The sequence below is a fragment of the Burkholderia perseverans genome (assembly GCF_022870505.1).
In the GTDB taxonomy this organism is placed as follows: domain Bacteria; phylum Pseudomonadota; class Gammaproteobacteria; order Burkholderiales; family Burkholderiaceae; genus Burkholderia; species Burkholderia plantarii.
In genome coordinates this window covers 1,234,646-1,255,450 of record NZ_CP045094.1, presented here as the reverse complement: position 1 = coordinate 1,255,450, position 20,805 = coordinate 1,234,646, and the positions used below count along the sequence as shown (strand labels likewise).

At 68.6% G+C, this 20,805-nt stretch carries 13 protein-coding genes; 11 read left to right on the top strand and 2 right to left on the bottom strand.

Annotation, left to right across the window (positions count from 1 at the left end):
* Nucleotides 1–325: 325 nt before the first annotated feature.
* Nucleotides 326–1,519, top strand: coding sequence for an ammonium transporter (locus BpN12_RS20255; RefSeq protein WP_246797240.1), 1,194 nt, complete (start codon nucleotides 326–328; stop codon nucleotides 1,517–1,519).
* A 114-nt stretch (nucleotides 1,520–1,633) separates the two neighbouring features.
* Here the strand turns inward: BpN12_RS20255 and BpN12_RS20250 are convergent, their stop codons facing one another.
* Nucleotides 1,634–2,368 (bottom strand): glutamine amidotransferase-related protein, encoded by a 735-nt coding sequence (locus tag BpN12_RS20250; RefSeq protein WP_246797239.1) that lies wholly within the window; start codon nucleotides 2,366–2,368, stop codon nucleotides 1,634–1,636.
* Between BpN12_RS20250 and BpN12_RS20245 the strand changes: the two genes are divergently transcribed.
* The 9 genes from BpN12_RS20245 (at nucleotide 2,345) to BpN12_RS20205 (ending at nucleotide 17,830) form a co-directional block, all read left to right on the top strand.
* A complete protein-coding gene (locus BpN12_RS20245; protein WP_246797238.1) occupies nucleotides 2,345–2,515 on the top strand; it encodes a hypothetical protein in 171 nt (56 codons plus the stop codon). The genes BpN12_RS20250 and BpN12_RS20245 overlap by 24 nt on opposite strands.
* 158 nt (nucleotides 2,516–2,673) lie before the next feature.
* Nucleotides 2,674–3,972 carry a MocR-like B6 salvage transcription factor PtsJ gene (ptsJ, locus tag BpN12_RS20240; protein WP_246797237.1) on the top strand — a complete coding sequence of 433 codons (1,299 nt, stop codon included), beginning with the start codon at nucleotides 2,674–2,676 and terminating at the stop codon, nucleotides 3,970–3,972.
* Between the two features lie 87 nt (nucleotides 3,973–4,059).
* Nucleotides 4,060–4,881 carry a YggS family pyridoxal phosphate-dependent enzyme gene (locus tag BpN12_RS20235; RefSeq protein ID WP_246797236.1) on the top strand — a complete coding sequence of 274 codons (822 nt, stop codon included), beginning with the start codon at nucleotides 4,060–4,062 and terminating at the stop codon, nucleotides 4,879–4,881.
* Nucleotides 4,882–5,181: 300 nt separating this feature from the next.
* Nucleotides 5,182–7,161 carry a PhoX family protein gene (locus tag BpN12_RS20230; protein WP_246797235.1) on the top strand — a complete coding sequence of 660 codons (1,980 nt, stop codon included), beginning with the start codon at nucleotides 5,182–5,184 and terminating at the stop codon, nucleotides 7,159–7,161.
* 600 nt (nucleotides 7,162–7,761) lie between these two features.
* Nucleotides 7,762–8,589 carry an IclR family transcriptional regulator gene (locus BpN12_RS20225; protein ID WP_246797234.1) on the top strand — a complete coding sequence of 276 codons (828 nt, stop codon included), beginning with the start codon at nucleotides 7,762–7,764 and terminating at the stop codon, nucleotides 8,587–8,589.
* 413 nt (nucleotides 8,590–9,002) lie between these two features.
* The gene (locus BpN12_RS20220) at nucleotides 9,003–10,373 is read left to right on the top strand and encodes an MdtA/MuxA family multidrug efflux RND transporter periplasmic adaptor subunit (RefSeq protein WP_246797233.1); all 1,371 of its coding nucleotides are present in this window, start codon (nucleotides 9,003–9,005) and stop codon (nucleotides 10,371–10,373) included.
* Nucleotides 10,374–10,386: 13 nt separating this feature from the next.
* Nucleotides 10,387–13,509, top strand: coding sequence for an MdtB/MuxB family multidrug efflux RND transporter permease subunit (locus tag BpN12_RS20215; RefSeq protein ID WP_246797232.1), 3,123 nt, complete (start codon nucleotides 10,387–10,389; stop codon nucleotides 13,507–13,509).
* A 3-nt stretch (nucleotides 13,510–13,512) separates the two neighbouring features.
* Nucleotides 13,513–16,851 carry an efflux RND transporter permease subunit gene (locus tag BpN12_RS20210; RefSeq protein WP_246797231.1) on the top strand — a complete coding sequence of 1,113 codons (3,339 nt, stop codon included), beginning with the start codon at nucleotides 13,513–13,515 and terminating at the stop codon, nucleotides 16,849–16,851.
* 349 nt (nucleotides 16,852–17,200) lie between these two features.
* The gene (locus tag BpN12_RS20205; protein ID WP_246797230.1) at nucleotides 17,201–17,830 is read left to right on the top strand and encodes an SDR family oxidoreductase; all 630 of its coding nucleotides are present in this window, start codon (nucleotides 17,201–17,203) and stop codon (nucleotides 17,828–17,830) included.
* A gap of 394 nt (nucleotides 17,831–18,224) precedes the next feature.
* Here BpN12_RS20205 and BpN12_RS20200 read toward each other — a convergent pair whose 3' ends face one another.
* Complete coding sequence (locus BpN12_RS20200; protein ID WP_246797229.1) at nucleotides 18,225–18,773, bottom strand: peroxiredoxin; 549 nt, start codon at nucleotides 18,771–18,773, stop codon at nucleotides 18,225–18,227.
* A 277-nt stretch (nucleotides 18,774–19,050) separates the two neighbouring features.
* Between BpN12_RS20200 and cdpA the strand changes: the two genes are divergently transcribed.
* Nucleotides 19,051–20,793: a cyclic di-GMP phosphodiesterase CdpA gene (cdpA, locus tag BpN12_RS20195; protein ID WP_246797228.1), complete on the top strand. Its 1,743-nt coding sequence runs from the start codon at nucleotides 19,051–19,053 to the stop codon at nucleotides 20,791–20,793.
* The last annotated feature ends 12 nt before the right edge of the window (nucleotides 20,794–20,805 follow it).

The following is a 20,805-nucleotide window of genomic DNA, read 5'->3' as shown; positions in this document are numbered from 1 at the left end:
GAGATCGAACGCCGCGCCGGGATGCGGCCCGCGCACCGCGTGCCGACGCGCGCCTCCCACGAAATTTGCGTGAAGTCTCGCGCGCTGCCGGGGCGCTGCTCGTCGCGCACCATCTCACGGCACGTCCGCACCAAATTCACTCACCTCACAGCACCAGCAGCGTGCAAACACCGACGCGTTTCCGTGCCGCGAAATTCCGGTGCAGCCGACCGGCTCCCACATCGCCTTGTCGCGGTGCGGATCGCACCGGCATCAGGCATTAATTCACCGCATTGGCCCGATTCTTGCTGAAGATGCCCACTTTTCGCGCAAACACGGGCAACGGATGGACAACCTGAAATCGGCGGCCGACACCTTATTTCTCCTTCTCGGTGCGGCCATGGTGCTGGCGATGCATGCGGGCTTCGCGTTCCTCGAACTCGGCACCGTGCGCAAGAAGAACCAGGTCAACGCGCTCGTGAAGATCCTCGTCGACTTCTCGGTGTCGACCATCGCATACTTCTTCGTCGGCTACACGGTGGCCTACGGCATCGAGTTCTTCGACGACATCGGCACGCTCTCGCAGCACAACGGCTACGCGCTGGTGCGCTTCTTCTTCCTGCTGACGTTCGCCGCCGCGATTCCCGCAATCGTCTCGGGCGGCATCGCCGAGCGCGCGAAGTTCAACCCGCAGCTGATCGCGACCTCGGTGATCGTCGGGCTCGTCTATCCCTTCTTCGAAGGCATCGCCTGGAACGACCGCTTCGGCATCGAGGACTGGCTCGCGCACGCGTTCGGCGCGCCGTTCCACGATTTCGCCGGCTCGGTGGTGGTGCATGCGTTCGGCGGCTGGATCGCGCTGCCGGCCGTGATCCTGCTCGGCGCGCGCCACGGGCGCTATTCGAAGGACGGCCGGATCGCCGCGCATCCGCCCTCGAACATCCCGTTCCTCGCGCTCGGCGCCTGGGTGCTCGCGGTGGGCTGGTTCGGCTTCAACGTGATGAGCGCGCAGACGCTCGACAAGATCAGCGGGCTGGTGGCCGTCAACTCGCTGATGGCGATGGTGGGCGGCACGCTGGCCGCCTGGTTCGCGGGCCGCAACGACCCCGGCTTCACCTACAACGGGCCGCTCGCGGGGCTGGTGGCCGTCTGCGCCGGCTCCGACATCATGCATCCGCTCGGCGCGCTGGCCACCGGCGCCGTGGCGGGCGCGCTGTTCGTGGTGATGTTCACCTGCGTGCAGAACCGCTGGCGCATCGACGACGTGCTCGGCGTGTGGCCGCTGCACGGGCTGTGCGGCGCGCTGGGCGGGATCGCGGCCGGCGTGTTCGGCCAGCCGGCGCTGGGCGGGCTCGGCGGCGTGTCGTTGGTCTCGCAGCTGATCGGCACGCTCGGCGGGATCGCGGTCGCGCTGGTGGGCGGCACGCTCGTCTACGGCGTGCTGAAGCTCACGCTCGGGCTGCGGCTCGATCAGGAAGCCGAGTTCGACGGGGCCGATCTGTCGATCCATCGCATCACGGCGACGCCGGAGCGGGATTGAGGGGAGCCGGCTGGCGGCAATCGCGCCGGCCGGAAGCGCCGCTGCCCCGGCGCGTGATCATCGTGTGGGATTGACGCGGGCGCTCGATACGGCCCGAACCCGCCCCGCTTTGTCCTAAGCACGGCGCGCCGCATAGGCGGCCATCAACCGATCCAGAAACCCGAACAGCACCTCGTTCATCGCCCGCATTGCCTCGGGCCAATTGGCGCGCAGCGCAGCGGGCTGCTGCACGAAGCGATGCGCCGCGAGCGCGGCCAGCTCGCGCGCCGAGGCCGCGATCAGCAGCTCGATCACCTCGGGCGTGAACTCCATGTGGCACTGGAACCCGTAGACGAGTTCGCCGTATTCCACGATCTGGCGCGGGCAGCCCTCGCTCGCCGCCAGCACCGTCGCCGCGGCGGTCAGGCCCGGCATGTCGCCATGCCAGTGGCCGACCTCGAGCGTGTCGGGGAAGTCCGCGAACTTGCCGTTCGCGCGCCCCGCCGGCGTCAGCGTGATCGGGAACTGCCCGATCTCCTTCTGCGGGCTCGTCTCGACCTTCGCGCCCAGCGCCTCGCCGATCAGCTGCGCACCGAGACAGACGCCCACCACGGCCTTGCCGTCGGCGATACATTGTGCGATCAGGCGTTGCTCGGCGGCCGAGTCGAAGTGCGCGCATTCCTGCCGCGTGGTGGCCGGCGACTGCGGGCCGCCCAGCACCACCAGCAGGTCGATGCCCTGGCTCGACGCCGGCAGCGCGTCGCCGGCGTGGACGCGCGAATAGCCGGCCTGGTGGCCGCGGGTCGTCACCCAGGTCTCGTAGGCGCCGGGCGCCTCGAAGGCTTCGTGAATCACGAAATGAACGTGCATGGCGGCTTCCTGGAAGGCGCCGGCGCGGGCCGGCATGCGGTGAAGGCGGTCGAAGCGGCGGTGCCGCCGGACAGTTCCCGGCAGCATGGCCGCTTTGTCATAGGACAAAACGATTCTAAAGACGACGATTCGTCGATGTCAAGCTGATCTCCGGCGATCCCGGCCCGCGCGCCGCGCCCTGTCCGGACGGCCAGGCCCACCGTGTTTCGGCGGATGGAGTGGCGAAATCGGGCAAAATCGCGACTGCCGCCGGGTGCATCCTGCATGGCCCGGCGGCTTCCGATCCTCCCAATGTCCCAGGACATATGAAACTCTCAGGCAAGACCGCGGCTGAAATCTTCGACGGCATCCGCACCCTGGTGCAGTCCGGGCAACTGCCGCCGGGCGCCTCGCTGCCGCCCGTGCGCGATCTGGCCGTCGAGCTCGACGTCAACCGCAACACGGTGGCCGCGGCCTACCGGCGGCTCGTTACGGCCGGCATCGCGCAGGCGCAGGGGCGCCTCGGCACCACCATCCGCGATCCCGGGACGCCCGGCGAGCAGGAAGGCGCGCGCGCCGACACGCAACTGATGGACTTCGCCAGCGGCAATCCGGGCGCCCGCTGGCTGCCGGACCTGACGGCCGCGTTCCACGTGCGGCCCTACAAGCCGCGGCTCTACGGCGCCGCCACGGTCAATCCGGGCCTGGAGAGCTACCTCCGCAAATGGATGGCGCCCGACGTACCCGCGCCGTTCGAGGTCGATCTCGCGCACGGCGCCGTCGATGCCGTCGAGCGCCTGCTGGCCGCCTACCTGGTGCCGGGCGACAAGGTCGCGGTCGAGAATCCCTGCTTCCTCAGCAGCATCAACACGCTGCGCACGGCCGGCTGCCAGCCGCTCGGCGTGCCGGTGGACGCGGAAGGCATGCTGGCTCCGGCGCTGGAGGCGGCGCTCGCGAAGGGCGCGCAGGCCGTGATCCTGACGCCGCGCATCCACAACCCCACCGGCTGCAACCTGAGCGCGAAACGCGCCCGCGCGCTCGCGCGCGTGCTGGTGAAATATCCGCAGACGCTGGTGGTGATCGACGATCACTTCGCCTCGCTGGCCACCGCCGGCTATCACTCGGTGCTGCCGCGCGGCGCGGCGCGCTGGGCGCTGGTGCGCTCGTTCAGCAAGGCGCTCGGCCCCGACGTGCGGGTGGCCGCGATCGCGAGCGACGCGCAGACCGCGAAGCGCCTGCGCCTGCGCCTCGCATCGGGCACGAGCTGGGTCAGCCATCTGCTGCAGGACGTGGTGGAGATGACGGTCACGCGCCCCGGCTTCGCGGAATTGATGGAGCAGGCCCGGGCCGACTACGCGCGCCGCCGGCAGGCGCTGGCCGATGCCTTGACGGCCGAGGGCATCGGCGTCCACGCCCACGCCGACGGGCTCAATCTATGGGTGCCGCTCGAGCGCGACGACGCCGCCGTGGTCGCCGAGCTGGCCGCGCTCGGCTGGCTGGTGCGGCACGGCGAGGCGTTCTCGGTGCAGGAGCGCGTCCACGGGCTGCGCATCACCATTTCCGACATCGAGCCGGAGCAGTGCGCGACGTTCGCGCAGGATCTGCGGCGCTGCCTCGGCGGCTAAGCCGGCCCGAGACATCCCGCCCGCCTTCGTCGGTCGGCCCGCATGCTAGACTTTTGTCCTATGACAAAACCAGCAAAGGTGCCCGCCATGACCGAACGCGATTCGTCCGTCCCGACACCCACCCGGCACGACCAACACAACCGCTGGCCGCGCGCCGAATCGGTCGACGATTTCCGCGCCAACTTCGACGCGGTACGCGCGCGCATCGCGGCGGCCTGCCAGCGGGCCGGCCGCGCGCCGGACAGCGTGCGGCTGCTGCCCGTGAGCAAGACCATGGACGAGGCCCACCTGCGCCTCGCCTATGCCGCCGGCTGTCGCGAGCTGGGCGAGAACAAGCCGCAGGAGGCATACGGGAAGTGGGAGGCGATGCGCGACCTGCCCGATCTGCAATGGTCGGTCATCGGGCATCTGCAGACCAACAAGGCCAGGCTCGTCGCGCGCTTCGCCGCCGAGTTCCAGGCGCTCGACAGCCTGCGCGTGGCCGCGGCGCTCGATCGGCGCCTGCAGGCCGAGGGCCGCGCGCTCGACGTGTTCGTGCAGGTCAACACCTCGGACGAGGCGAGCAAGTACGGCCTCGCGCCCGACGCGCTCGCGCCGTTCCTCGCCGAGTTGCCCGCCTACGCGTCGCTGCGCGTGCGCGGGCTGATGACGCTGGCGTTGTTCTCCGCCAACGCGACGCGCGTGCGCGCCTGCTTCGCACGCCTGCGGACGCTGCGCGACCGGTTGCGCGAGACGGCGCCCGCCGGCGTGCGGCTGGACGAATTGTCAATGGGCATGTCCGGCGACTACGAGATCGCCATCGAGGAAGGTGCCACCGTGGTGCGGGTGGGCCAGGCGATCTTCGGCGCCCGCTCGACGCCCGACAGCCATTACTGGCCCACCTCGCCGCAGCCGGACGACGCGGACTGAGCGGCCGGCGCGGATCCAACGCCGATTCGGCGCCGCCCTTGCGCCGGCGGCCCAGACGGAAGCGGCTCCGCTTCCGCCACCCGTCGCCGCGCAACGGCCTGCGCGCCATGCTTCGTCCGGACACGGCACCCGCACCGCCTCCCCTGCGAGCAAGACACCCACCCGAACATTCGAAAATCCATTCATATGCCATTCAAATTACCTTCACATCTGCGTCCTAGACTGCGCCAGGCTCGCCAAAGCTTTCTCGAAGCTTTCGGAAAATTCCCTTCCCGCCCACGATACGAACCTGGACACCCCATGACCGCGCCGACCCAACTTTCCCGCCGCCACGCGCTGAGACTCCTCGTCGGCGCACCGATGCTGCCGCTCGGCGGCCTCGCCCTGCCCGCGCTGCTGACCGGCTGCGGCAACGATGACGGAAGCGGCCCGCAGGCCGGCGGCAACCCCGGCACCGGCCCCACGCCCGCGGCCAGCTTCGCGGCCGCGGCGTTCGTCTCGATGCCGGCGCCGACGCTCGCCAACCCGGCCGCGATGGCCACCACCACGGTCGGCTCGACGCTGTCGGTCTCGTTCACCGACGGCAGCACGCACGACTACCGGCTCGCCTACCGGCCGTTCTTCACGACCGGCGACCCGGTGCCGGACGGCAACGGCGGCACGCTGCTCGCGGGCGGCTACTACGACATCGCCAACCAGCCGATCGTCGATCGCTCGAAGGCCGGCAGCGAGCGCCAGTTCTTCTCCGATTGCCCGGACGGCAGTTCGCTGCTCGCGCTCGCCAACGCGAACGTGGCCGGCGTGAAGGGCAAGCCGGTGTTCGCGGTGGTGCAGTTCGAATACGCCACGCGCAACCAGAACGGCGATTCGACCTACGGCCGGCTGCCCTCGCCGATCGCGGTGCTCACGCTCGATCAGGATCCGGCCACCGGCGCGCTCACGCTCGTCAAGTATCACAACGTCGACACCTCGGCGGCGCACGGCCTCTGGATCACCTGCGGCGCGAGCCTGTCGCCCTGGAACACGCACCTGTCGAGCGAGGAATACGAGCCGGACGCGACCCAGGCCGCCACCGACGCGCAGTTCCTCGCGTTCAGCCAGAACACGTTCGGCAGCACGACCACGGCGAACCCCTACCACTACGGCCACCTGCCCGAGGTGACGGTCAATCCCGACGGCACCGGCACGATCCGCAAGCACTACTGCCTCGGCCGGATCTCGCACGAACTGATCCAGGTGATGCCGGACCAGCGCACCGTGATGATGGGCGACGACGCGACCAACGGCGGCCTGTTCATGTTCGTCGCCGACCAGCCGGCGGACCTGTCGGCCGGCACGCTGTACGTGGCGAAGTGGAACCAGACCTCGTCGGCCGGCGCCGGCGCCGCGACGCTGACGTGGCTGCGCATCGGCCACGCCACCAGCGCCGAGATCGAGGCGCTCGCCAACACGCTGACGGCGTCGGACATCATGGACCTCGCCACCACCGATCCGGCCGACGCGTCCTACACGCCGATCCACTACGGCGGCAAGTTCAACTGGATTCGCATCAAGCCCGGCATGGAGCAGGCCGCGGCGTTCCTCGAGACGCACCGCTACGCGGCGCTGATCGGCGCCAGCATGGGCTTCACGAAGCTCGAGGGCACGACGGTGGATACGCGCGACAAGGTGGTCTACACGGCGATGTCGCGAATCGAAACCTCGATGGTGAAGGGCAACGCGGTATCGCGCGACGTGGCGGTGGATCGCAAGATTTCGTCCGGCGCCGTCTATGCGCTGAACCTGAAGGGCGGCCAGCGCGACACCGCGGGCGCGGCGATCGACAGTGACTGGGTGCCGGTGGACATGAGCGCGCCGGCCGCGCTGGTGGGCGAGGATCTCGCCACGGCCGACGCGCTCGGCAACACGGCCAACGCGGACCGGATCGCGAACCCGGACAACCTGAAGTTCTCGCAGACGCTGCGCACGCTGTTCATCGGCGAGGATTCCGGCATGCACGTGAACAACTTCCTGTGGGCCTACCAGGTCGATACGAAAACGCTGTCGCGCGTGCTGTCCTGCCCGTCCGGCGCCGAATCGACCGGCCTGCACGCGGTGGATGAAATCAACGGCTGGACTTACATCATGAGCAACTTTCAGCACGTCGGCGATTGGGAATCGCCGCTTCACGACAAGGTGAAAGCGACGCTCGATCCGCTGGTGCGCACCAATTACAAGGATCGTTTCGGCGCGAGCGTCGGTTACCTGACCGCTGAAACCACCGCGATTCGCCTGGCTTGAATGCGCAGGATCATGGGTGAGACTGGTCTGTCTATTTTTTGAAACATCGTTTCACCGGCTCATGCCGGGATTCACGACGGCGCGCCGCGGGCTTTCCCGGCGCGCTTTTTTTTCGTGCCGTTAGCTGCGTCTTGTGTCCGCGGCGCGGCACCCGCGCCCGATTCACGCTCCCCGCCTCGAAAAACACCGGGTTGACCGACCATTTTTCGGTCAATTTCTCACATATTGGGAAATCGAGCGCTTCCCGGTAAAACAAAAAAAAAGCGCCACGGGGGACCGTGGCGCTAAAAAAGTTCTAGCCATTCCGAGGGCCGTGCTAGAACCTGAGAGACTGCATCGAAACCCCGTTACCTAAAATTCGGCGAAACGTTGTTTCGAAATTCAGGTACATTTTTTCCGTTTCCCGATGACAAGTCAAGCGAAAAATACGGTCAGATTGTGAATTTTCCGACATGTGCAGCGGATTAAACCCTAAAAAACAGGGCCTCGGCGAGACTTTGTCATTACATGCAAAGTTGGCTTTAAAACATGCACAACTCGCCATTTGTCGTACTATTTAAGAAAATTTGAAATTTTGTTTCGCAAAAAAGAGAGAGTTCCGTGTCGATATTGAATAACGCAGCTGCCGCTTCACGAGATCGGGAATCGTCCACGGACGAGATTTCGGCACTCGCCAGAGGGCTCGCGGTACTGCGCCGGATCGCGGCGGCGGACGCTCCGGTCAGCAACCGAGAGCTGACAGAATTGACAGGCATCCCGAAACCGACCGTTTCGCGCATCACCGCGACGCTGGTCGGCGCCGGTTTCCTGTTCCGGCTGCCCGACAGCGAGCGCTTCGTGCTGACCGCCTCGGTGCTCGAACTGAGCAACGGCTTCCTGCGCAATTTCGACATCCGCGCCCGCTCGCGGCCGTTCCTGAGCGAGCTGGCCGAGCGCACCTCGCTGTCGGTCCACCTCGCCGTGCGCGACCGGCTCGACATGGTCGCGATCGATGTGATCCGGCCGCGCTCGGCGGTGCTCGTCACGCGGCTCGAGATCGGCTCGCGGATGGACATCGCACGCACCGCCGTCGGCCGCGCCTATCTGGCCGCGCTCGACGAAGACGAACGCCGCGAACTGCTCGGCGCGCTGCAGGCGGCCCACGGCGACGACTGGCCGCTCGTGGTGGCACGGCTCAACGCCGCCCTGGAGGATACGCTGCGCAACGGCTATTCGCTCGCGATCGGCGAATGGCGCGATGGGCTCAACGCGATCGCGGCCGGCTTCGTCGGTCCGTCGGGCCAGCGCTACGCCGTCAATTGCGGCGGCGCCGCGCAGCAGTATCCGGCCGAATGGCTGCTCGAGACCGCCGTGCCCGCCATGCAGGAGTGCATCGCCAGCATCACGCGCGAGATCGGCGGCGAGATCCCGCCGCGCCATGCGCGCTGATCACGACGACCACCGCGCCCGGCCGGGTACGCCGGCGTGGCGCCCCGGCATGGCGCGGCGGCCGCCGCTCCGACGCACGAGACAGCAGGCACGAGGCACGCCGCATGCCCGCCCCGCGCCGCCGACGCGCCACGTGCCGACGGGCGCCGATGGTCAGGGCCACCCCCGCTTTCGCGTCAGCGAAACGTCATCGCCGCGTCACCACGGCGTCACGCCGGGAAAACAAGTCGTTACCGCAGTAAACGGTTGAAAGAAAGTGCTCTGGACGATTGCCCGGCCGGCAACGTAGCATCATGCAACTTCGCGCCCTGCCGGCGCGCTCCGCTCTTTCGCCGCCCGAGGCGGCCCGCTACGATAGCGGGCTCGCGCGGCGCCTCCCTCGCCCGCTCACGTCAGCGTCAGCCAGATCGAACATGAATAATCAGGAACCGCAAACGCCTCGCTCCCCCGCCCCCGCGCCCCAGGAACCGCCGCCGCCGCGCCATCGCCGCCGGCCGGTCGTGATCGGCGTGGTCGCCGTCGTCGTGATCGGCGCGGCGCTGCTCTGGTGGCATCCGTGGAAGCAGTCCGCCGCGCCGGCCGGCGATCAGGCCGCGGGCCAGGCGGGCGGCCGCCGCCATGGCGGCCCGGCCGCGTTCGCGAACCAGCCGCAGCCGGTGCAGGTCGCCACCGCCACGCGCGGCGAGATGCCGATCGTGCTGTCCGCGCTCGGCACCGTCACGCCGCTCGCCAACGTGACGGTCAAGACCCAGTTGTCCGGCTACCTGCAGTCGGTGAACTTCACCGAAGGCCAGATGGTGAAGAAGGGCGACGTGCTGGCCCAGATCGATCCGCGTCCGTATCAGGTCGCGCTCGAAACCGCCGAAGGCACGCTCGCGCGCGACCAGGCGCTGCTCGCCACCGCGCGCCTGGACCTGAAGCGCTACCAGACGCTGGTCTCGCAGGACTCGATCGCCCAGCAGACGGCCGACACCCAGGCCTCGCTCGTCAAGCAGTACGAAGGCACCGTCAAGACCGACCAGGCCTCGATCGATTCGGCCAAGCTGAACCTGACCTACGCACGCGTGACGGCGCCCGTCTCGGGCCGCGTCGGCCTGCGCCAGGTCGATCCCGGCAACTACGTGACGGCCGGCGACACCAACGGCCTCGTGGTGATCACGCAGCTGCAGCCGATGAGCGTGATCTTCACCACCTCGGAAGACAACCTGCCGCCGATCCTCAAGCAGGTGAACGCGGGCCGGACGCTGTCGGTCACGGCCTACAACCGCAACAACACGGTGCCGCTCGAAACCGGCTCGCTCGAAACCTTCGACAACCAGATCGACACCACCACCGGCACCGTGAAGCTGCGCGCGACCTTCGCCAACCAGGGCAACGCGCTGTTCCCGAACCAGTTCGTCAATACGCGGCTGCTGGTCGACACGCTGCACGACGCGGTGATCGTGCCGACCGCCGCGGTGCAGACCGGCTCGATCGGCCAGTTCGTCTACATCGTCAAGCCCGACAACACGGTCACGGTACGCAAGGTCAAGCCCGGCCCGGTCGACGGCGAGCGCACCAGCATCGCGCAGGGCGTGCAGGTGGGCGAGCGCGTCGTCACCGACGGCTTGGACCGGCTGCGCGAAGGCGCGAAGATCACGATCCCGGCCGAGCATCCGGCCGGTGCGTCGGGCGCCTCCGGTGCCGCGGCGGCGTCGGGCGCGTCCGGCGCCTCGTGGGCGCACGCCGGCTCCGGTGCCCACGGCCATCGCCATCACGGCGCGTCCCAATCCGCCGCGCAATGACGACGCCTGATCGATGAATCCGTCACGTCTCTTCATCCTCCGCCCGGTCGGTACCGCGCTGCTGATGGCGGCGATCATGCTGGCCGGCCTGCTCGCGCTGCGCTTCCTGCCGCTCGCCGCGCTGCCCGAGGTCGACTACCCGACCATCCAGGTGCAGACCTTCTACCCCGGCGCGAGCCCCGAGGTGATGACCTCCTCGGTCACCGCGCCGCTCGAGCGCCAGTTCGGGCAGATGCCGTCGCTGAACCAGATGTCGTCGCAAAGTTCGGCGGGCGCCTCGGTGATCACGCTGCAGTTCAGCCTCGACCTGCCGCTCGACATCGCCGAACAGGAAGTGCAGGCGGCCATCAACGCGGCCGGCAACCTGCTGCCGTCGGATCTGCCCGCGCCGCCGATCTACGCGAAGGTGAATCCGGCCGACGCGCCGATCCTCACGCTCGCGATCACCTCGAAGACGCTGCCGCTCTCGCAGGTGCAGGACCTGACCGACACGCGCCTCGCGATGAAGATCTCGCAGGTCTCCGGCGTGGGCCTCGTGAGCCTGTCGGGCGGCAACCGGCCGGCGGTGCGGATCCAGGCCAACCCGCTCGCGCTCGCGCAGTACGGGCTGAACCTCGACGACCTGCGCACCACCATCTCGAACCTCAACGTCAACACGCCGAAGGGCAACTTCGACGGCCCGACGCGCGCCTACACGATCAACGCGAACGACCAGCTGACCAGCGCCGACCAGTACAACAGCGCGGTGGTGGCCTACAAGAACGGCCGGCCGGTGATGCTGACCGACGTCGCGAAGGTGGTGGCGGGCACCGAGAACACCAAGCTCGGCGCCTGGGTGGACGCGGAGCCGGCGATCATCGTGAACGTGCAGCGCCAGCCCGGCGCGAACGTGATCCAGACCGTCGACAGCATCAAGGCGATCCTGCCGAAGCTGCAGGAAACGCTGCCCGCCGCGCTCGACGTGCAGATCGTCACCGATCGCACCACCATGATCCGCGCCGCGGTGCGCGACGTGCAGTTCGAGCTGATGCTCTCGGTGGTGCTGGTGGTGCTGGTGATGTACCTGTTCCTCGCCAACGTCTACGCCACCATCATCCCGAGCCTGTCGGTGCCGCTCTCGCTGATCGGCACGCTGGCCGTGATGTACCTGGCCGGCTTCTCGCTGAACAACCTCTCGCTGATGGCGCTGACCATCGCCACCGGCTTCGTGGTGGACGACGCGATCGTGATGATCGAGAACGTCGCGCGCTACGTGGAGGAAGGCGAGAGTCCGCTCGAGGCGGCGCTGAAGGGCTCGCGGCAGATCGGCTTCACCATCATCTCGCTGACGGTCTCGCTGATCGCGGTGCTGATCCCGCTGCTGTTCATGGGCGACGTGGTGGGACGCCTGTTCCACGAGTTCGCGATCACGCTGGCCGTGACCATCGTGATCTCGGCCGTGGTGTCGCTGACGCTGGTGCCGATGATGTGCGCGAAGCTGCTGCGCCACACGCCGCCGAAGGGCCAGCACCGCTTCGAGACGCGCGTCCACGCGGCGATCGACTACGTGATCGCGCGCTACGCCACCGCGCTGCGCTGGGTGCTCGACCGGCAGGCCGCCACGCTGGTGGTGGCGCTGCTCACGCTGGCACTGACCGCGCTGCTCTACGTGTTCGTGCCGAAGGGCTTCTTCCCGGTGCAGGACACCGGCGTGATCCAGGCCATCACGCAGGCGCCGCAGGCGGTCTCCTACGGTTCGATGGCCGAGCGCCAGCAGGCGCTGGCCGCGCGCATCCTGAAGAATCCGAACGTCGACAGCCTGACCTCGTTCATCGGCGTGGACGGCTCGAACATCACGCTCAACAGCGGCCGCATGCTGATCAACCTGAAGCCGCGCGACGACCGCAGCGAGTCGGCCACCGCGATCATCCGCGACCTGCAGCAGGAGGTGGCGGACCTGCCCGGCATCTCGCTCTACATGCAGCCGGTGCAGGATCTGACGATCGACTCGACGGTCAGCCCGACGCAGTACCAGTTCATGCTGACGAGCCCGAACCCCGACGACTTCGCCACCTGGGTGCCGAAGCTGGTGCGCCAGCTGCAGCACGAGCCGGCGCTGGCCGACGTGGCCACCGACCTGCAGGCCAACGGCAAGTCGGTGTACGTCGAGATCGACCGCGCCACCGCGGCGCGCTTCGGCATCACGCCGGCCACCGTCGACAACGCGCTCTACGACGCGTTCGGCCAGCGCATCGTCTCGACCATCTTCACGCAGTCGAACCAGTACCGCGTGATCCTCGAGGCCGAGCCGCGGATGCAGCACTACGCCGAGTCGCTGAACGGCATCTACCTGCCGGCCGCGGGCGGCGGGCAGGTGCCGCTGTCGTCGATCGCCAAGTTCCACGAGCGCCCCGCCCCGCTGCTGGTCACCCACCTCGGCCAGTTCCCGGCCACCACGGTGTCGTTCAACCTCGCGCCGGGCGCCTCGCTCGGCGAGGGCGTGAAGGCGATCGTCTCGGCCGAGAAGGCGCTCGCGCTGCCGGCCTCGTTCCAGACGCGCTTCCAGGGCGCCGCGCTGGCGTTCCAGTCCTCGCTGTCGAACCAGCTGTTCCTGATCCTCGCGGCGGTGGTGACGATGTACATCGTGCTGGGCGTGCTCTACGAGAGCTACATCCATCCGATCACGATCCTCTCGACGCTGCCGTCGGCCGGGGTCGGCGCGCTGCTCGCGCTGATCGTCACCGGGCACGACCTCGACATCATCGGCATCATCGGCATCGTGCTGCTGATCGGCATCGTCAAGAAGAACGCGATCATGATGATCGACTTCGCGCTCGAGGCCGAACGCGTGGAAGGCAAGCAGCCGCGCGAGGCGATCTACCAGGCCTGCCTGCTGCGCTTCCGGCCGATCCTGATGACCACGCTCGCGGCGCTGCTCGGCGCGGTGCCGCTGATCGTCGGCTCGGGCGCCGGCTCCGAGCTGCGCCAGCCGCTCGGGATCGCGATCGCGGGCGGGCTGATCGTCTCGCAGGTGCTGACGCTGTTCACCACGCCGGTGATCTACCTCGGCTTCGACTCGCTCGCGCGCCGCGTGCGCCGCGCGTTCGAGCGGCGCCGGTCGGCCCCCGGCGGTGACGCGAACGGCACGGGCGCGTAAGCCATGAACCTGTCGCGCCTGTTCATCCACCGCCCGATCGCGACCACCCTGCTCGCGCTCGGCATCGCGCTGTCGGGGCTGTTCGCGTTCGTGAAGCTGCCGGTCTCGCCGCTGCCGCAGGTCGATTTCCCGACCATCTCGGTGTCGGCCTCGCTGCCGGGCGCGAGCCCCGACACCGTCGCCACCAGCGTGACGAGCCCGCTCGAACGGCATCTCGGCTCGATCGCCGACGTCACCGAGATGACCTCGACGAGCTCGGTCGGCAGCGCGCGGATCATCCTGCAGTTCGGACTCGACCGCGACATCGACGGCGCCGCGCGCGACGTGCAGGCCGCCATCAACGCGGCGCGCGCGGACCTGCCGGCCAGCCTCAAGAGCAATCCCACCTACAAGAAGGTCAACCCGGCGGATTCGCCGATCATGGTGCTGTCGGTGACCTCCGACACCGCCTCGCCCGCGCGGCTCTACGATGCGGCCTCCACGGTGCTGCAGCAGGCGCTCTCGCAGATCGACGGGATCGGCGAGGTGGACGTGTCGGGCTCCGCGAACCCGGCGGTGCGCATCGAGCTCGAACCGCACGCGCTGTTCCACTACGGCATCGGCCTGGAAGACGTGCGCGCCGCGCTGGCCTCGGCCAACGCCAACAGCCCGAAGGGCGCCATCGAGTTCGGCCCGAACCACTACCAGCTCTACACCAACGACCAGGCCTCGGCCGCCGCGCAGTACCGCGATATGGTGATCGCCTACCGCAACGGCGCGGCGGTGAGCCTGTCGGACGTGGGCAGCGTGGTCGATTCGGTCGAGGATCTGCGCAACATCGGCCTCGCCAACGGCAAGCACGCGGTGCTGGTGATCCTCTACCGCTCGCCCGGCGCCAACATCATCGACGCGGTGGACAGCGTGAAGGCCGCGCTGCCTCAGCTGAAGGCCGGCATGCCCGCCGACATCGACGTGACGCCCGTGCTGGACCGCTCGAAGACGATCCGCGCCTCGCTGACCGACACCGAGCACACGCTGCTGATCGCGGTGGGGCTGGTGGTGATGGTGGTGTTCCTGTTCCTGCGCAACTGGCGCGCCACGCTGATCCCGAGCGTGGCCGTGCCGATCTCGATCATCGGCACGTTCGGCGCGATGTATCTGCTCGGCTTCTCGATCGACAACCTCTCGCTGATGGCGCTGATCGTGGCCACCGGCTTCGTGGTGGACGACGCGATCGTGGTGCTGGAAAACATTTCGCGCCACATCGAGAGCGGCAAGTCGCGCATGCAGGCCGCGCTCGACGGCGCGCGCGAGGTCGGCTTCACGGTGCTGTCGATCAGCCTCTCGCTGGTGGCGGTGTTCCTGCCGATCCTGTTGATGAGCGGCATCATCGGCCGGCTGTTCCGCGAGTTCGCGCTGACGCTGTCGCTCGCGATCGGCGTGTCGCTGATCGTCTCGCTCACGCTCACGCCGATGATGTGCGCGCGCCTGTTGCCCGAGGCCGACGCGCATCGCGAGGAAGGCCGCTTCGCGCGCTGGCTCGAACGCGGCTTCAACCGGCTGCAGCACGGCTACGACGTGTCGGTGCTGTGGGCGCTGCGCCATCCGCGCCTGATCCTGCTGTCGCTGGCGGCCACCGTCGCGCTGAACGTGCTGCTCTACGTGAAGGTACCCAAGGGCTTCTTCCCGCAGCAGGACACCGGCATGATGATCGGCGGGATCCAGGCCGACCAGTCCACCTCGTTCCAGGCCATGCAGGTCAAGTTCACCGAGATGATGCAGATCGTCCGGTCCGATCCGAACGTGGCGAGCGTGGCCGGCTTCAGCGGCGGGCGCGCCACCAATGCCGGCTTCATGTTCGTCTCGCTCAAGGACAAGCCCGGCCGCAAGAAGTCGGCCGACCAGGTGATCGCCGAGCTGCGCCCGAAGCTGGCTCGCGTGGCCGGCGCGCGCACCTTCCTGCAGGCCGCGCAGGACCTGCGGGTGGGCGGCCGGCAGTCGAACGCGCAGTACCAGTTCACGCTGTTCGCCGATTCGACGACCGAGCTCTACCAGTGGGGACCGAAGCTGACCGAGGCGCTGCAGCGCAACCCGAAGCTCGCCGACGTGAACTCCGACCAGCAGCAGGGCGGCCTGGAGGCGATGGTCACGATCGACCGCGCCACCGCGGCGCGCTTCGGCATCAAGCCCGCGCAGATCGACAACACGCTCTACGACGCGTTCGGCCAGCGCCAGGTGTCGACCATCTACAACCCGCTGAACCAGTACCACGTGATCATGGAGGTCGCGCCGAAGTACTGGCAGGATCCGGAGATGCTCAAGCAGGTGTACGTCAGCACCTCGGGCGGCACCGCCAACGGCTCGCAGACCACCAACGCCTCGGCCGGCACCTTCGTCGCGGCGAGCACCGGCGCGAGCACGAGTTCGGGCAGCGCCGCCGGCACCGGCACGGCCGGCACCAGCGCGACCAGCGCGGCCGCGATCGCCAGCGACTCGGCGCGCAACGCGGCGCTGAACTCGATCGCCTCGAGCGGCAAGTCGAGCGCGTCGTCGGGCGCGGCCGTCTCGACCTCGCAGTCCACCATGATCCCGCTCTCGGCGATCGCCTCGTTCGGGCCGAGCACCACGCCGCTGTCGGTCAGCCACCAGGGCCTGTTCGTGGCGACCACCATCTCGTTCAACCTGCCGCCCGGCGTGGCGCTGTCGGACGCGACCCAGGCGATCTACCAGACCATGGCCGAGCTCGGCATGCCGCCCACCATCACCGGCAGCTTCCAGGGCACCGCGCAGGCCTTCGAACAGGCGCTGCACGACCAGCTGTTCCTGATCGCGGCGGCCATCGCGGCGATCTACATCGTGCTCGGCATGCTCTACGAGAGCTACATCCATCCGGTGACGATCCTCTCGACGCTGCCGTCGGCCGGCGTCGGCGCGCTGCTCGGGCTGCTGCTGTTCAAGACCGAGTTCGGCATCATCGGGCTGATCGGCGTGATCCTGCTGATCGGCATCGTCAAGAAGAACGCGATCATGATGGTGGACTTCGCGATCGACGCGTCGCGGCACGGCAAATCGTCGTTCGACGCGATCCACGAGGCCTGCCGGCTGCGCTTCCGGCCGATCATGATGACCACCATGGCCGCGCTGCTCGGCGCGCTGCCGCTCGCGTTCGGCCATGGCGACGGCGCCGAGCTGCGCGCGCCGCTCGGCATCGCGATCGTCGGCGGGCTGATCGTCTCGCAGATGCTCACGCTCTACACCACGCCGGTCGTCTATCTCTACATGGACCGGATCCGCGTGGCGGCCGAACGGCGCCGCGCGCGCCGCAATCCGCCGCCGCCTCGGCCGGCAGGCGCGAGCGAGTGACGCGGCACGGCGCCGGGCGGGCGAGGCAGGCCGCCCGGCGCCGGGATACCTTCGGGCTCGCCGCTTCGCCGTTCGCCCGAGTCGCCCTCGCCGCCTCCCCTTCGCTTTCTCCTCTTCGCCTCTTCCCCTTTTTCGCGCGCTCACCGGTGCGGCCCCGCCGGCCGCTCGCATTTCCGTCGGCTTTCTGTAAGATGACGAACGGCCTGCCGCGTCCCACCCGCCGCCCCCGGCTGATCGGCCGACCGCCGTCGCCGCGCCTGCGGAGCGCCGCGGATTCGGCATACACTGACGAGTCCTGCGTCGCCCGGCGCGGCCGGACCCGACGCGGCGTTATCGAAGGAGCGGTTTCATGTCGATGAAGATTCTGCTGATCGGCGCCACCGGCCGAACCGGCCGCGCGCTCGCGGACCTGCTGCTCGAGCAGCGGGATTTCGAACTGACGGCGCTGGTGCGCCGGCCCGGCTTCGCGCCGCCGCGCACGAAGGTGGTGGTGGCCGACCTGAACGACGATTTCTCGGCCGCGTTCGACGGCATCACGCACGCGATCTACGCGGCCGGCTCGGCCGAGGCGGACGGCGCGCCGGAGGAAATCGCGATCGACCGCGACGCGGTCGGGCGTGCGGCCGATTACGCGAAGGCGCGCAACGTGCAGAAGCTGGTGGTGATCAGTTCGCTGACGGCCTACGCGCCCGAGCGCGGCCCGGACTGGCTCGTCCACTATTCGCGGATGAAGCGCGAGGGCGACGAACGCGTGATCGCGTCCGGCATCGATTACGTGATCCTGCGGCCCGGCACGCTGTCGGACGCGCCCGGAGTCGGCAAGATCGCGCTGACCGACCGCTGGCAGGACGGCGCCACGCCGGTGGCGCGGCAGGACGTGGCGTGGGCCGCCGTCGAGGCGATCAAGCTCGGCATCTCGCGCAAGACGATCGGTTTCATCGGCGGCGGCAGTCCGATCGAACAGGCGCTGCGAGCCTGAACCGGGCGACGGCGCCGGCGCGCCACGATCCGGCCGAGCGGCCGGCAGCCGGCACCTCGCATGACCCGGGCCGGCGAAGCCGCTTCAAGCGATCGATGGCGATCGATGGCGGCCAGCAGCGACCAATGAAGCCCCGGACGGCACCGGACGAGACGGACGCCGCCACCGTCCAAGGCACCGCCGCAACGGCCCGCACCGGGCCAGCCATGGCATCGGGCAGCACCGCCGCAGCGTCCTGCTTCGCCGCCATACCGCCCACACCGCCCCGCCCTCCCGTCGCCTCCCGCCTCGCTTCCCGAGCCCCTTGGCGGGCCGCAAACGGGGCGCCCGCGGCCGGTGCCACGGCCTACGTCCCGAACCCGCGCCGAGCCCCGGAAGCGGCCTCTCGACGGCCTTACTGCGTCTTGTGGGCAGCCGCCCACGCCTTGACGGCGTTCAGCGTGTTCTCGACGTGCTTGTCCGGCGCCATGCTCGTGTACTCGTAGAGCACCTTGCCTTCCGGCGAGATCACGTACGAAATGCGGTTCGCGCGCTCCACGGCCGGCAGCTTCGCATCGTATTCGCGGATGATCTTCGCATTCGGGTCGGCGGCGACCGGGAATTTGCTGCGGCACTCGCTGACCGAGAACTTCGTCAGCGTGCCGATGTTGTCGGCCGACACGCCGATCACGGTCGCGCCGTATTGCTTGTACTCGTCCACGGCATCGGCGAACGCGTGCGCCTCGATCGTGCAGCCGGTGGTGAACGCGGCCGGATAGAAGTACAGCACCACCGGCCCCTTCTTCAGCTCGCTGGCCAGCGAATACGAGTAGGTCTTGCCGCCCAGCGACGCCTGGGTCGTGAACTCGGGCGCCGTATCGCCGGCTTTCAGCACCGCCTGCGCGACGAGCGCATGCATCGCAAGCATCGCGACGGCGAGGGTCGACACTATTTTCCGCTTCATTTCGTTCCTCGTTTTCAATAAAGTCCCAGATGATCCCGAATCCGCCCCGTTCGCCTGCCGAACAATCTGGCGAGCGAACGAGGCGGCTTGCATACCAATCCCGCACCACTCGCTAAAGAATCGTGGCCGATAGCCGTTATTGCAACCGAACCAACGGTTCCAGCCTCACCAGCCAGCGAGAAACATGGAAGCCTACAGGAACACGTCGCCCCGCAAGAGCGCATGGCATCACGCCCTCCGCGCGCTGCGCCGACTCGCGTGGTCCGGCGGCGCATTGATGCCTGCCCGCGCCAGCGCCCCACGCGATGACGACACCGTCCGACATTGGCTCGAACAGACCGTCGGCGCTGTCGATTTTCTCGCCCACGTCGACCGCGACCTGCGGTTTTTGTACGTCTCCGAGGCCAGCCTGCGCTTCATCGGCTATCACCGCGATTATCTGCGGACGCTGACGCTGCGCGACCTGATCCCCGAGCAGGATACCGCGACGCTCGAGGCATTGCTCGCACGCGCGAACCAGACCGGCCATGTCGAAAAGGCGACGGTCTGCATCGTCAAGTCGCTGACCTATCCGCTCGACGTCGAGCTGCGCGCGGTGCGCAGCCGGCACGCCGGCGTGGACGGCTTCGCGATCGCCGCGTTCGACGTTTCGGCATGGCGCGCGCTCGAGGCGCGCCTGACCTACGAGATGCATCACGACCCGATGACGGGGCTCGACAACCTGTCGGCGCTGATCCCGGGGCTGATGGAGGCGCAGCGCGAGGCCGACGAGGACGGCAGCTGCGCGGCGCTGTTGCTGCTCGACCTCGACGACTACCAGCGCATCAACCGCGGGCTCGGCTACGACGCCGGCGACGTGCTGCTGCGCGACACCGCCCAGCGGCTGCGCTCGGTGATCGCCGGCCACGAACGCCTCGCGCGCGTGGCCAGCGACAAGTTCGCGATCGTGTTCGGCGCGCCCGACCCCGACCAGGCGCGCGAGCAGGCGCAGGCACTGGCGCGCCGGCTGCAGGCGGCGATCCAGCCGCCCTACCGCTACGACGGCCAGTCGGTCCACCTGTCGGCCAGCATCGGCATCGCGCTGTACCCCGACGAGCGCCCCGGCAGCCAGCGCGCGCAGAACCACAGCCCGCTGCTGCGCCGCGCCGACCACGCGCTGTCGCAGGCCAAGGCGCTCGGCGGCAACACGCTGGCGTTCCACCAGACCGCAGCCGACCCGACCGACGCCGAGCGCCTCAAGCTCGAGGCCGATCTCTACGACGGCGTGCGCAACGGCGAATTCTCGCTGCACTTCCAGCCGATCACCGAGAGCCGCACCGGCGCGGTGGCCGGCGTCGAGGCGCTGATCCGCTGGCACCATCCGGTCCACGGCATGGTGCCGCCCGCCACCTTCATCCCGCTCGCCGAATCGATCGGGCTGATCCACTATCTGGGCAACTGGGTGCTGAAGGCCGCCTGCATGCAGATCGTGCAGTGGGACGACCAGGGCATCGCGCTCGAATACGTGGCCGTCAATGTCTCGCCGCAGCAGTTCCGCGATCCGCGTTTCGTGCAGGGCGTGCGCGAGGCGATCGCGCTGACCGGCATCAGCCCGCAGCGGATCGTGCTCGAGATCACCGAGAGCCTGCTGATGCACGACCCGGTCGGAGCCAAGGCGCTGCTCGAGGAAGTGGCCGCGCTGGGGATTCGTTTCGCCGTCGACGACTTCGGCACCGGTTACTCGAGCCTTGCGTATTTGCAACGGTTTCCGCTCGCCCGGCTCAAGATCGATCGCAGTTTCGTCGAAAATCTGTTGACGTCGCGCAACGATCGCGCGATCGTGTCGGCCGTCGTCGGACTTGCACAGACGCTCGACCTCGAACTCGTCGCCGAAGGCGTCGAAACCGAGGCCCAGCGTGCGCTGTTGACTGAAATGGGTTGCGATCATATCCAGGGTTGGCTGGTTTGCCGCGCACTGCCGTCCGACGAACTCGCCCAGCGTTTCGAGGCTCGCCAGCTTCACGTGCGCGAACCGGCCTGACGGCCGCGACCG